This is a genomic window from Albidovulum litorale (assembly GCF_025751495.1).
Lineage (GTDB): Bacteria > Pseudomonadota > Alphaproteobacteria > Rhodobacterales > Rhodobacteraceae > Albidovulum > Albidovulum litorale.
The window spans coordinates 1-13,740 of sequence record NZ_JAOWKZ010000001.1 but is presented as its reverse complement, the minus strand read 5'-3'; the positions used below and the strand labels follow the sequence as shown (position 1 = coordinate 13,740).

The window sequence follows — 13,740 nt, the reverse complement described above, 5'->3', positions numbered from 1 at the left end:
CGGTTTAATACTTTCATGTCAGTCAAAGCTTCGATGAAAACCCAATCGGATACCGTGCTTTCGACAGTGCGAGGATTCACGGTTTTTGGCGCTTTGCAGCATCTCACCTTTCCTGACGCGGTCGTGGTGTCGCAGCATGTGCAAACAAGGCTCGTTTTTGCTCGGCAGGGACGAGGCCTGATTTGAGTCGGCTCACCGCAGAAAGGGATGTGCGCTCTTCCCGGTCGCTGTCCAGCACCGCAAGCGCACTCATGGCGGTATTCGTCCTTGCGGCTCTCAGTGTTTCATTCGCGATATCCTTTGCCGCGTTTATCTATGCTGGTCCGCTCACAGTTCATCTTTCTAAGGGTATCGGACTCGCCCTTCTCGGGTCCGTCGCGATGCCCGTGATAGTGGCGCAGACAGCATCCTACCGCGGCTCTATATGTCATGCGCAGGATGTTCCCACCATCCTGATGGCTGGCGCGGCCGCGGCGATTGCCGGGGCATCTGCGTCGGCGGCATCGAATTCCACCTTTGCGACCGTTGCCACCTTCATTGGTGTATCGACGTTATTGAGCGGCGTTACTTTCTACGCCGCCGGGCACTTTCGGCTCGGTGCGCTCGCACGGTTCATCCCCTATTCGGTGATCGGCGGCTTGCTTGCGGCGACCGGGTTCTTGCTGGTCATGGGTTCACTCTCCATGCTGCTGAAGGACAATGTCACGGTCTGGAGCCTTGTACGGCTTCTTGAGCCAGGCGCTCCGGTTCGCTGGTTGCCATGGATCGTCTTTAGCGTGATTGCGGTTGTCGCGGTAAGGACATCGCGCTCCAGTTTCATGCTACCGGCTTTCCTCGTCGTTGGTTTGGTGGGGTTTTACGTCGCACTCTGGCTAATCGGGCTCACTCTAACGGAAGCTGCTGAGAAGGGTCTTCTTCTTGGTCCATTCGAGTCCAGCTTTTTTCTCCGGGGCTTGTCTCTCGAGATTCCCTTTCAGGCGGACTGGGCACTCATTCTAAAGCAGTCAGCAACGATCATTGCCATCGCCGCAGTCGCCGTCGTCGGCCTTCTCCTCAACGCGAGCGCAATTGAAGTTGCACTTGGAAAAGAACTCGACTTTGAACACGATCTGAAATCCACCGGCGTGGCGAACGTGGCGGCGGGAGCCACCGGCGGATTGGTAGGATACCACCTTCTGGGCGAAACCTTGTTGGCGCACAGGATGGGGCTTTCCGGACCGCTGGCGGGGTGGACGGTAGCCGTCGCCTCTGCCCTGACCCTGTTCTTCGGTGCCTCGGTCATAGGCGCATTGCCGGTCGGGCTTGCGGCAAGTGTCATCGCCTTTCTCGGGATCGACCTGCTGTATGACTGGCTTTGGGTTCAACGCCGCCGCCTTCCGGCCGGTGACATGGCCATCATAGGCGTCATACTTGTTACCGCAGCTGGTGTTGGATTTCTTGAGGCGCTGGCCGTCGGATTGATCGCGGCCGCAATCATGTTCATTGTATCGTATGCTGGGATCGACGTCGTGCGACTACGATCCAGCGGGGCGGTGCGTCGGTCCTCGGTAGAGCGTGGGCACGACGACCTTGCTTGTCTTGGCATGAAAGGAAGAGAAACACGAATATTCGAGCTTGGGGGTTTCTTGTTCTTTGGAACGGCAAGCAGGCTGCTCGATAATCTGCGTATCGAGTTCGAGCGTGAAGACCCTCCAAGGTACGTGGTGTTCGACCTGTCTCGGGTTACAGGCGTCGACTCGTCGGCGGCCTTTTCCTTCTATCGGATCGGAGAGTTGTGCGATCGGAATGGCGCGGAGTTCTTTTTGTCCGGACTCTCCGACAAGATTACCGGACGGCTTGAGACCGCGGGCCACCATATTGATGCATCGCTATATCGAACACTCGACGACGCACTTTTGGAAATCGAGACCAGGCAACTTGGTCAAGACAAATTGGATGAAGCCGTCGATGGCGTTCTGAATAGTCTTTGTGCCAACTACCCGACGCTCGACACCTCAGAATTCTCTGAGAGACTGAAACTGAAGCAAGGCATGACTCTGGTGTCAGAAGGCAGCGAGTCGACAGCGATCTACCAACTGCTTGCTGGTCAGCTTCGCGCCGAGATTACCGGCGATGATGGCCGGAAACTCGTTGTTGCACGATTTGTTCCGGGCGCCCTTGTCGGAGAGATAGCCTATTATGCGCGTGTGCCGCGTACGGCAGGGGTATTGGCGGACACAGATGCAGAGGTGCTGAAGATCGACCTCGACCGGATACCTAACAGTCTGGACGGTCGGGCTGCCGCAGCGGATCTGCACCGTCTTGCCGCAGGATACCTTGCCCGGCGCCTGATGCGGATGACGGAACTGTTCAGGATGTTATCGGATTAGGCGTTATAGACAACGGCGCAATGCTGGCACCAAAGGTTCGCCGCCGAACACCTGCTTAAACGAGCTATCTATAAAGATTGCTTGGTGTATAGCTGTCGCTGACGATACTGACCGCCACCAACCGGGATTTGGTCGTGGCTGGATGAAAGTTCAATGGCAGGTCACCCGGTCCAAGCCGTAGCCGAGCGTTCTTCCGGCTCTCTTGGAGGGGATACGGGACTTTCAAGCCGCTGTATTGGAGATCCTGCACGCGCAACTTTCCCAGCCAGATCCAGAGAAATCACCGCGTCGATTGCCAATCGAAACCGAGGGTCGCGCTTGGAGCGCTGCTGTAGTATGCCTACGTCCCATTCCAGAACGTCACTCTCTTTCGTCAGAATAGTCGATGCAGAGGCTCGACGATTTGTCAGATAGGCGACCTCACCTACAAAAACAGCATCCGGAATATCGAAACTGTCGCCGAATTTCTCCAACCTCACCGCGCCATCGATAATGTAGTAGAGCTTAGACACGGGTCGACCCCCTTCGGTAAGCATGTACCCCGCCGGCCTTGTCGTCCGTTCTGCGACCTTCATGAGTTTTCGAAAATCGCCAGGCGGCAGCATTTTAAAATGAGGATAAACATCGCGGTACATCTTGGGGACCGCCCAGGATGAACGTCCATAGATCAGAGCCATAAGCCCGATCAGGTTCGCAGTGCCGGTAGCCATGCTGGCCCAAATCGCTGGCCAAAGAGGCGAGGTGTCAACGACGGCATAGTAACAGATGTAAAGCGCAGTTCCGATCAGGAGCATCAGTCGGAGTATCACCTGATTGATGATCAAATACCCCAGAACAAACATGCCGGCAGCAGATAGCACCAGTAAGTCAGATAGAGCTAGTCCTGTCATTCATTTCCCAACGGGTCTGTCTCGTGCAGCTCGTCCTGAAGGTAGCCCCAATCAGAATCCTGAGCTACGCTATTTTGGGAGTCGTGTCAGGCATAAGATAAATAGTTGAGATGAGTCGCCGAGAAGCCTATCACGACTGACAAGGTCACGCGCGAGTATCTTGGCAAAACGGCTTCTGACGGTCCAAATCCCACGCAGGATAACTGGGCCTACTCATCGCTCCATTGAAAAAACAAAGATCAAACCATCACGCAGATTGTGGAGAGACGTATATGAACTATGCAGTTTGGGATGGGTTTTTCGAAGTCTGCGGCTTTTTGGGGGTTGCTCTTTATCTGGGCGCCTATGCGGGTTTGCAGTTCGGTCTGCTCAGAGGGTCCCGCTACCCCTATACTGTATTGAATTTGTCGGCGGCCGTATTGGTTCTTATCTCGCTGATTGCGAGTTTCAACCTGTGGTCGGCGATCATACAGATCAGCTGGATTATTATCAGCATAGTTGGACTTACGCGCACCTATCTCCTCTGGCGCAAGACGCGGTTCAACAACGAGGAAAAAGAGCTTCTGACGCGCAAGTTTCCCGAACTTTCTGCCATGAATGCACGGCGCTTCCTTGACACAGGCACTTGGCGCGATGTCGGCGCTGGCCATGTGCTGGCCACTGAAGGCAAAGTGATTGGCAAGCTCTATTATCTGGCAACCGGCAAAGCAAATGCGTCGATAAACGGTCATTTGATCGGAAACTGCGCCAACGGCGAATTCGTGGGCGAAGTAACCTGTTTCACCGGAGCACCTGCCTCTGCGACGCTGACGACCGTCGGCCCTTCCCGTGTCTTTGAGGCGGATGCGGAGAAACTTCGCGCTCTGGCCGCAGCAGAAGCGGAACTTGGGCTGTGCATGCAGCAATGTCTGATGCGTGATACGAGCGCGAAACTCGTCGCCGCAAACGCGAATATAACATCGTTGAGAGAGGCTGCTATCGTGTGATTGGGCGAACCCTCTTGAAAGCACCTTGCGCAGGCCATCCGATATTGGTCTGATCCGCAGCCGAATACGGAATTCTTCCTATGGTTGTGTGGAGTGCGAGCTTGTCTGTGTTTAAAAACCCCGACGAACTGCTTTCTTGCACATATTGCCGAACGGTATCGCGAGCATATTAATTTCCACGGGATTTCCCTAAATCTGCGTAGCGTTTTCTCTGATCTTCTTGTAACTATACAAATGACATTTACGGCATGCGGCTTTTGGGAAACCGTCTTCCTGATTTCGTGGCCGCCCGATTTGCAGGAGGCAGAATTGTGCGTTGCCCGAACTGCGACACACAGAATCCCGAACGGGCCAAGTTCTGCCAGGAATGTGGAACATCCATAGCCCCGCGTTGCCCCGCATGCCGGTCGGAGATCAGCCCGGATGCCAAGTTCTGCGTGAATTGCGGGACGTCCGTTGCCAGCAATGCCGAAGCGCGCCCCGCTCCCCCGCGAGTCAAAGCACCGCAAGACCAACCCAAAGACGACCCAGAGCAGACGGCTGAACGAAGGCAGCTTACCGTTTTGTTCAGCGATCTCGTCGGTTCAACCGCAATATCAGAGGCGCTGGACCCTGAGGATTACCGGGAACTTATCGCTCATTACCGGACCGTAGTGACCGGAATCGTCGAACAATATAATGGACATGTCGCGAATTTCGTCGGCGATGGCGTGGTCGTGTACTTCGGCTACCCGGTAGCGCATGAAGGAAGTGCCTATGCCGCGGCATTGGCCGCTCTGGAAATTGCCGAGGCGGCGCCCGCGATTGCGGGATTTTTCCCGCGCCTCGACCTTTCCACCCAAGTCAGGGTGGGGCTGCACACCGGTTCCGTAGTCGTGGGCCAGACCGGCTCGGGCGACCATATTGAGAAAATGTCGCTGTTTGGCGACACCCCCAATATCGCCGCAAGGATACAGGCCTTCGCTGAGGCCGGACAGGTCGTCACGTCGGCCGCAACCCGGCGGCTGGCCGGTGCGCAACTGATGTTCAGATCGCTCGGACCTCAGACCCTGCATGGGGTAAGGGACCCGATGGAACTGTACCAGGCTATGCGACCCAGCAGCGCTACGGACATCGCCCGGCGCCAGCAGTTGCGCCCAACAACACCGGTCATCGGCCGGAAAGCCGAAATCGCCCTCGTTTCAACCCGCTGGGAAGAAGCAATGGAGGGGGACGGACAGGTGATGCTCGTCACCGGCGAGGCCGGAATTGGAAAATCCCGCATCATCTTTTCGCTCGATCAGGAGTTGCCCGACGGCGAGGCAAACCGTTTGGTCCTATTCGGATCGGTCATTCACAAGAACAGCCCCTTCTATTCGGCGAAGGAAGCGTTCGGCGCTTTGCTTAACCTCTCCAAGACCGACACAGACGAGGTGAAGCGCGGCAAACTCCATCTTTTTCTGGACGGGTTGGATGTTGATCAATCCATCGTGGCGCCCCCGATCGCTAACCTGCTCGGCTTCGGAGAGGATTTCGCGGGCCTCTCCGCGACATCACACCCTGAGCAGGAGAAGCTGGAGGCCATCAACGCGATGATTCAGGTCTGCGGCGCAATGTCGGACCAAAAGCCGCTCTTGATGGTGATCGACGACGCGCATTGGATCGACCCCTCCACGCTTGAATTCGTGTCCCGCTGGATAAGCCTGCTGCAACGGCAGCGCTGCCTGTTGCTGATCACCGCGCGGCCTGAATTCGTATCCCCCTGGAAAAACCTGGCGCATGTCACCGCGCTGGAACTGAATCGCCTCGGGCGGCGTGAGACCATCGCTTTGATCGAGAGCATTGCGCAGGTCCGACCGCCCGAACCGATCGTTAAACAGATCGTGCTGCGCACCGATGGCGTGCCGCTGTTCATCGAAGAACTGACCAAAATGGTTATCGAAAGCGGGCTTCTGGCCGAGGATGAGGTGTTCAAAGGCGATCTTTCGCTGGCGATACCGGCATCGCTGCAGGATTCCCTGATGTCCCGCCTCGACCGGCTAACGGAAGTCCGGCAAGTGGCCCAGATTGCCTCGACCATCGGACGGACATTCGACCGAACCATCCTGTGCCGCGTTCATGCAGGTGATGAACGGACGGTCGACGACGCGCTGGTCAAGCTCATTGATGCGGATCTGATCGTGCCCATCGGCGGAATGGATGAGGATTCTGTCTTCCAGTTCCGCCATGCGCTGGTGCAGGAAGCGGCCTATCAGTCGATGCTGCGCACTTCGCGCGCAAAGTGGCATGGGCGCATCGCGGCCGTACTGGAAAATCTCTATCCCGAAACCGCGAAGACCGAGCCCGAATTGCTGGGCCATCACTTCATGCTCGCCGGTAACCACCTGATCGCCGAGGGATACTGGCGCGCGGCCGCGCGTGTCGCGACGGAACGGTCGGCCAATCCCGAAGCAATCGAACATCTTCAGTTCGCGCTGTCTAGCCTCGCGCATCTGCCCGAGACGGAGGAACGGGACCGGAGGGAAATGGATCTTCAGATCATGATCGCGGTGCCCTACGCCTTCGTGAATGGCTATGCACATCCTTCGGTACGCGGCGCCTATGCCCGGGCGCGCGAGTTGTGCACCCGCTATGGCGAACTGGACCGACTGTTCAAGGTCGTCTACGGGCAGTTCCGCTCCTCCATGATCGGCGGCGAATACGCGGAGGCCCTGGAGAATGCCGAGCAGCTTGGCTCGATGCTGGATGCGAACGCCGATCCGGTTATCACAGCCGTGACCTACCGCTCGCTCGGATCGGTTCTCACCTATCTCGGCAGACCGGCTGAAGCGCTGGAGGTCTTGCGAAAGGGGATGGACGTCGCGCTGAGCCTAGAGGACCGGCGCCGAGGTCTGAATTTCGACGTTGTCGATCTTGGCGTCGCGATCCATGCCTATGCCGCGTGGAGCTACTGGCTCTGCGGTCGCGACGAGGACGCGCTGGCGGCCATCGAGAAGGCGCTTGAACTCGCACCGGAGACCGAACACCCTTTCACGCTATCCTTCTCATTGGCCTTCGCAAGCTGGATCTACCAGTTCCTCGGTGATGAAGACGCGGTGCGGCAAAGCTCGGCCCGGCTGATCACGCTTTCCGAAAAGAACGCCTTCCATTTCTGGCTTGGCTGGGGGCGCGTGATGAATGGTTGGGCACGCCGCGCAGAACTGGACGAGAAGGCGTTGGAGATGATCGAACAGGGTCTGGGGGAATGGCGTGGCACCGCGTCACGACTCGGGCTCAGTTATTTCCGGTATCTCCACGCCGATGTTGCGATGTCGCTTGGTCAGGCCCAGAAAGCCAGGGATCTGGTCGCCGAGGCCCAGCGGTTCGAAGAGGAAAGTGGTGAGGCATTCTGGGCGCCCGAACTGGTCCGGCTTGACGGTGAGATTGCCATGGTGCTGGGCGACAAGGCGGCGGGTGCGGCCCGGTTCCGGCAGGCGATCGACATGTCGCAGGAGATGGGCATGCCCGGGCATAAGCGCCGCGCCGAGGCCAGTGCCCGTCAATATGCAAACGCCGATGGCAAAGCCGAAACCGCCGAAAGCTGAACGGCAGACGAATACAAACGACCGACATCAAGGACGAATTTGGAGACGGCCGCGACCGAACGATAAACTGGAGGGGACAATGACGAAGAAGCCAAAGAAAACGGCGCGTAAATCGTGCTGTGAACAGGTGCCGGTCAGTGGCGTGATGCCCGAATTGCCGAAAAAGTTCGACACATTCCCCTTCATGTACGCATCGCTGCAATGTCAGTGGATGTACTGGTACACCTCAATCGAACAGGCCGAGCGTTATGTCGAGAATACCGGCCTCTGCGTCGCGCGCTTTCCGGTCGAGACGGAGAAGGGCAAAACCGAAGAGCGGGCGGTCATCCTGCTCAATTTCCAAAGGTACACCGCGCATTACGACAATTCGCTGGGCACCACGAACGAGGTCGAGTTCAACCTGCTCGCCTATCCCGCCAACCGCAAGGGCGGTGTTCCGAAGATGCCGCTTTGGGAATACCTCTATGGACGCGACCAAACCAAGACCATCGGCCATCTGCGCCTGCATGTGGCGGCCGACAACAAGGTGGCGGTCGAGGCGGGCCGCGCCGTGTTCGGAGAGCCCAAATTCTATGGCGTCTTTAACTATGTGGTCCCGTCGCTGAACGCGGCGATGACCGCGCAGGAGCCGCCGACCACCAAGCAAGCCTGGCGGATCGAACTGATCAACCCCGATGATCCGGATACATTCGTCTATCGTCTGCGCTCGGACTTCACCGGCTACAACTGGACCAAGACCAACTGCACGCCGATCCCCGAGTTCGCGACGGGACTTGGCCGCACGATCTGGACGCGGTGGACCATTGTCGGGCTTTTCGACACGGTGATGCTGTCGCCCGCGCAGGCCAGAAAGATCAGGCTGGAGATCGGCGACAACGACTTTGCCATGACGAAGGACATGCGGGCATTATTCTCGGACATGCAGCCAGCCGCCGTGCAGATCTTCGAAAGCCCACCCGCTTGTATCGAGCCGCGCGGATTTTACATGGACGCCATTGATCGGGACCGGCACGATGACCAGGCATAAGACAGACCCCGACATGCAGAACGACCGTGATGCATTCACCGCCATCAGCGCGGTGCTCACCGGTTATTCCAAGGCGGAGATCCACGCGACCGGATGCGGCAAAGACTACTGGCATCAGTTCCGGCAGGTCACGCCCGAGCCCATCCTTCGCGAGTTTCTGAGCCATGCCGTCGCGCTGGAAAAGACGTTTGCCAAGGATCTGGAGGCCGGTGCCTCGGAAGTGCGCCGAATCTACCTTTCAAGCGACCGGCTTGGTCCTCTGGCACGGTCGCTGATCCAGCTTTGGTATCTCGGGCAATGGGTGCCGCTGTCGCAGGACTGGTGTCGGAAATACGGGGTGTCGCGGTTCAACGTGTCAAAGATCATCTCGACCCGGGCCTACAAGGAGGGGCTGGTCTGGGATGCGATCGGGGCGCATCCGGTGGGTGCCAAGCCACAGGGATACGGTGCCTGGGCCATGGAACCGCCTCGGCGGAGGGTTTGATCATGGTCCAGCCTCTTGAAGACGACAGACAGTATGACGTCGTGATCGTGGGCGCAGGCATTGCCGGCGCTATCCTGGCGAAGCAACTGCTGGCAAAGGGACGGACCGTGCTCATGCTGGAAGCGGGCGCGGACCACGGACAGGACTGGCAGACCTATCGCGAGTATCTGGACAAGTTCTATCTCTCGCTCGCCAAGACACCGAATTCACCCTATCCGAACCTGCCCACGGTCCCGTCGCCCGAAGTGCTTGATATCACGCCCGTCCGTGGCACGGTGCCCGATACAAACGGCTATTTCGTCCAGCGCGGCCCGATGCCCTTCGGCAGCAACTATCTGCGAGCCTATGGCGGCACCACGCTGCACTGGCTCGGGACCAGTCTGCGGATGCTGCCCGCCGATTTCGAGATGGCAAGCCGTTTCGGCAAGGGCGTCGACTGGCCGGTAGGCTATACAGAACTGCGGCCCTATTACGAAAAGGCGGAATGGGAGATCGGCGTCTCGGCTGAAGCCGCGGAACAGACGCCGCAGGCTCTGGGCATCCGGACATCGGCGGCCAGCGACAACAAGGCATATTTCGCAAAAGGGTATGACTACCCGATGCATGCGCTGCCGACATCCTATTGCGACCAGTATTTCGAAAAGAGAATGCAGGGGCTCAGTATATCGACCAGCGGCCAGCGCGATCCGGGTGGTGTTCCGGAGCAGGACGCTGACATTGTAGAGCCAAAGGTCGCCAACACACCGCAGGGCCGCAACTCGATCCCGCGCGTGTTCGCCAAAGGCGCCAAAATCCCGGTGGACCTTAAAAATACTCCGTACAAACCACGCGGCGCGACGGGGGCCTTTGCCTTCATGGGCCAGCGCTGCGAAGGCAATACCAACTGCATCCCGATCTGCCCGGTTCAGGCCAAGTACAATGCGATGAAAACCCTTGCCGATGCCGAAGCGCTGGGCAAGAGCAGGGCCGAAAAGAAGTTCGGCGGCAAAGGCTTCGCGACCGTTAAGGATGACGACATCGCGAAGATCTTCAAGGTCCAGACCCAGTCGATCGCCTCGCGGGTCGAATTGGACGAAAACAACCGGATCTCAAGCATCATCTACAAGCGCTACGCCTTTCCCGGTGTCACTCAGTATGAATTGCGGCGGGTGCGCGCTAAGACATATGTTCTGGCTGGCGGCGCGGTCGAAAACGCGACTCTCGCCCTCGCATCCGGCCTTTGTCAGTCCAGCCAGGAACTTGGCCGTAACCTGATGGACCATCCCTACATGATGGCCTGGGGACTGGCGGAGCACCCGATAGGACCGTTTCGGGGCCCGCAATCGACCGCTGGCATCGAATCCTTCCGTGATGGCAAGTTCCGCGATCAGAAAGCCGCATTCCGGCTGGAGCTTGGAAATACCGGATGGGATTTTGCCGCGGGCGCCCCCTACAGCAACGTCTCGCAACTGGTGGAGGGGGAGAACCTCTTCGGCCCGGGCCTGCGGCGGAAGCTCTATGACGATGTCCAGCGACAGGTGCGTATCGGCATTCTGGTCGAACAGCTTCCCAAAGCCTCGAACCGGGTGTCAATCGACCCGGCCTATCGCGATGCCATGGGCGAGTACCGCCCGGTGATCAGTTATGATGTCGATGATTATTCGCGCGCCGGTCTGGCGATGGCGCATGAGATCTGCATGACGATCTTCCGCCGCATGGGGATCAGGAACCACACGTCCTACGACCCGTCCGCCGCCGGGTACCTGACGTACGATGGCAACGGTTATAGCGTATTTGGCGCCGGGCATCTGGTTGGCACCCACCGGATGGGCACCGACCGGAAGACATCCGTGACCGATGCCGGTATGCGCACGCATGACCACGACAATCTCTGGATGGTCGGCTGCGGGTCGATGCCGACAATCGCCACGTCCAACCCGACGCTCACATTGGCGGCGCTTGCATTCAAGGCGGCTGACGCGATTGAGAAGGCATTGAAATGACGAACGATAAAAACATCGACCACGACCGGGCCGAGCTTGGGGCGCTGTTGCAAAAGGCGCTGATGCTGGAACTGTCGACGATCCCGCCCTATGCCACCGCCTGCTATTCGATCAAGGAACAGGGGCAATACGACCGAAGCTCGCCCGAGATCGTCAATGCCGAACCGATAGAGGTCATCCGTCAGGTGATGGTCGAGGAAATGCTGCACATGGTGCTGGTCGCCAATCTGATGAATGCAATCAATTGCAAACCGGTGGTAAACGACCCCAAGCAGTTGCCGTCCTATCCGATGCGAATTCTGGACGGAAAGGGGCCGGAACTGCGCCTGCGCCGCTTTATGCCCGACCAGATCAAATGCTTCCGCGAGGTTGAACGGGCGCCAAAGGACCCGGCAAACGACGCCCATCGCGACTACGAAACCATCGGCGGTTTCTACCTTTATGTACTAGGCATGCTGGAAAAGGCCTGCGCGGCCCATGGGGAGCGGAAGATTTTTATCGGCGATGCCGCCCGCCAATTCAATTCCGACGATTACTACGGTGCCGGAGGCGACGTGATTGCAGTCCACGACCTTGCCACGGCCCGCACGGCGATCCGGGAGATCATGGATGAGGGCGAAGGTGCGGCGCTGGGCCATTCCGCCTGCGACAACGACCTTATCCCCGCGCCTAAAGGCGAGGAACGCTGGGACATCGCGCACTTCTTCAAGTTCGACGAAATTCTTCACAGCCGCTACTACCTCCCGACCGATCGCCTTGGCGAACCACCGAGCGGCAGCGACCTGGTCGTTGACTGGACTGCGGTCTGGCCGATGAAGGACGATCCGAAAGCGGCGGACTATGCCTCTACGCCTGAGATCCGTGAACTGTCCGACCGGTTCAACCGCAGTTACAGCGAACTCCTTGACGGGTTGAACGCGGCTTTCAACGGAGACAAACCGGCCCTGGCGCTGATCGTGCCGGTGATGTTCAGCCTGAAGGATCAGGCGCAGCACCTGATGCGTGTGCCCTTGCCTGACACAGGATACGGCACGACGGCAGGGCCGCTATGGCGATATGTGCCGACGACGGAATCGTAACGGTCTGACGCCACTTCCTCGATCGGTCAAAACGGTGCTGGCGACATTCGAACGCCCGGCACAATGCCCGCCTGCCCCCCTAGAACCGCATTCTGTGTGCTGTCAGGCCAATTCGAACCCGTCTTTAAAAGGACAATATGACTGCCCGACGCACCGAATCTTTCGCGTTGCGAAGGGACAGTGGGTAACGGACGTACAGCATTACCTCAGGCGGATAATCTCACGGCTCGTTTTGCAATGGCGGAATGGATCAGGTTTGGTCATCCAGCGAGGTTACAAACCCAGCCCCGCCCGTCTCAATCCAGTTTCTTCTGACAGACCCCAGATGACGAACTCCTACATGGAGAATAAGTCTGAGAAAAGGTGGCCGCCTTCGACCTGGCAGGAACCAAAAGCCAAGTCCGGCGCCCTGTACTCCGCTTGAAAACCGTATCGCGCCGCATGCCAAACAGAGACTCGAGCGGTTTTAGGCGGCTATTTCGCCTGTGATTTTAAGTCTCTAAGAGTAGAACGCCTCGCATGTCGCTGAAAGCACGCGACACTGCGATAGGCATAATGTCATTTAAAATCAACATGTTGTGTAGTGGCGGTGCTGTCAGACCAATTCGAACTGGTCTCCGAATGGACAGCGAGGCTGCCCCTTATACCGCGCAGAGACCGCGCCACTCGGCGAGAGCAGCGGCGCGGTTGGCCTTGAAGAGGTGTCGGCTGGAGAGGCTTCGTTCCTGGTTGAAGTGGTTTAGGACGGAAGCGTGGATGGAGGCGAATTTCTGAAGACTTTGCATCCGCCGGAACCTGAGCATCGCCCGCTCTCGTCGTCGGAATGGCAGGTGTGAATTCTCAGCTCGATTGTTGAGCCAGCGACCAGTCTCCTGCCGTTCACCGGCTCCGATGTCCTTCATGGCAGCGCCGTAGGATCGAAGCCTGTCGGTCACAATGACCTCGGGCTGACCGTGCTTGCGCATTGCTTTCTTTAAGAATTTCAATGCAGGACTCTGTCAGACAAACGCGGCTTGAGGCGGGCTGGGCGGTTTCGTAGCCTCCGCCCATGACGAAACGCTCCCCCTTTCGCTACTTCAAAACGTCGCCCGAGATCATCCGCCTGGCGGTGATGATGTACATCCGGTTTCCGCTGTGGCTCAGGAATGTCGAGGATTTGCTGCACGAACGGGGCGTCGATATCTGCCACGAGACGGTTCGCTTTTGGTGGCACAGGTTCGGCCCGATGTTCGCGGCGGAGATCCGAAAGCGGCGTGTTGAGAGGATGCAGTCCAGTCGCGCCAGTTGGCACCTAGACGAGATGTTCGTAACGGTCAACGGCGAGCGGCATTATCTGTGGCGGGCCGTCGATCACGAGGGT

General features: G+C 58.2%; 9 protein-coding genes and 1 pseudogene. 8 read left to right on the top strand and 2 right to left on the bottom strand.

The window, feature by feature from the left end:
• Nucleotides 1–251 precede the first annotated feature (251 nt).
• On the top strand, nucleotides 252–2,369 hold the full coding sequence (locus OEZ71_RS00050) for a SulP family inorganic anion transporter (protein ID WP_263737888.1): 2,118 nt from the start codon (nucleotides 252–254) through the stop codon (nucleotides 2,367–2,369).
• Between the two features lie 161 nt (nucleotides 2,370–2,530).
• Here the strand turns inward: OEZ71_RS00050 and OEZ71_RS00045 are convergent, their stop codons facing one another.
• A complete protein-coding gene (locus OEZ71_RS00045) occupies nucleotides 2,531–3,259 on the bottom strand; it encodes a cyclic nucleotide-binding domain-containing protein (protein ID WP_263737887.1) in 729 nt (242 codons plus the stop codon).
• 272 nt (nucleotides 3,260–3,531) lie between these two features.
• On the opposite strand from OEZ71_RS00045, the gene OEZ71_RS00040 reads away from it, so the two are divergent.
• The 6 genes from OEZ71_RS00040 (at nucleotide 3,532) to OEZ71_RS00015 (ending at nucleotide 12,380) form a co-directional block, all read left to right on the top strand.
• A complete protein-coding gene (locus tag OEZ71_RS00040) occupies nucleotides 3,532–4,245 on the top strand; it encodes a Crp/Fnr family transcriptional regulator (RefSeq protein ID WP_263737886.1) in 714 nt (237 codons plus the stop codon).
• A gap of 248 nt (nucleotides 4,246–4,493) precedes the next feature.
• The gene (locus OEZ71_RS00035) at nucleotides 4,494–7,808 is read left to right on the top strand and encodes an adenylate/guanylate cyclase domain-containing protein (RefSeq protein ID WP_263737885.1); all 3,315 of its coding nucleotides are present in this window, start codon (nucleotides 4,494–4,496) and stop codon (nucleotides 7,806–7,808) included.
• 79 nt (nucleotides 7,809–7,887) lie between these two features.
• Nucleotides 7,888–8,835, top strand: coding sequence for a hypothetical protein (locus OEZ71_RS00030; RefSeq protein WP_263737884.1), 948 nt, complete (start codon nucleotides 7,888–7,890; stop codon nucleotides 8,833–8,835).
• Nucleotides 8,822–9,319, top strand: a complete 498-nt coding sequence (locus tag OEZ71_RS00025) for a hypothetical protein (protein ID WP_263737883.1) — start codon at nucleotides 8,822–8,824, stop codon at nucleotides 9,317–9,319. The genes OEZ71_RS00030 and OEZ71_RS00025 overlap by 14 nt, the downstream gene beginning before the upstream one ends.
• Before the next feature lie 2 nt (nucleotides 9,320–9,321).
• Nucleotides 9,322–11,301, top strand: coding sequence for a GMC oxidoreductase (locus OEZ71_RS00020; RefSeq protein ID WP_263737882.1), 1,980 nt, complete (start codon nucleotides 9,322–9,324; stop codon nucleotides 11,299–11,301).
• Nucleotides 11,298–12,380: a ferritin-like domain-containing protein gene (locus OEZ71_RS00015; protein ID WP_263737881.1), complete on the top strand. Its 1,083-nt coding sequence runs from the start codon at nucleotides 11,298–11,300 to the stop codon at nucleotides 12,378–12,380. The genes OEZ71_RS00020 and OEZ71_RS00015 overlap by 4 nt, the downstream gene beginning before the upstream one ends.
• Before the next feature lie 641 nt (nucleotides 12,381–13,021).
• On the opposite strand, the pseudogene OEZ71_RS00010 reads toward OEZ71_RS00015, so the two are convergent.
• A pseudogene (locus OEZ71_RS00010) lies at nucleotides 13,022–13,369 on the bottom strand (DDE-type integrase/transposase/recombinase); the annotation flags it as partial.
• A 59-nt stretch (nucleotides 13,370–13,428) separates the two neighbouring features.
• Here OEZ71_RS00010 and OEZ71_RS00005 point away from each other — a divergent pair.
• Nucleotides 13,429–13,740 (top strand): DDE-type integrase/transposase/recombinase (locus tag OEZ71_RS00005; protein ID WP_263737880.1); only part of this gene is annotated, 312 nt, incomplete at its 3' end.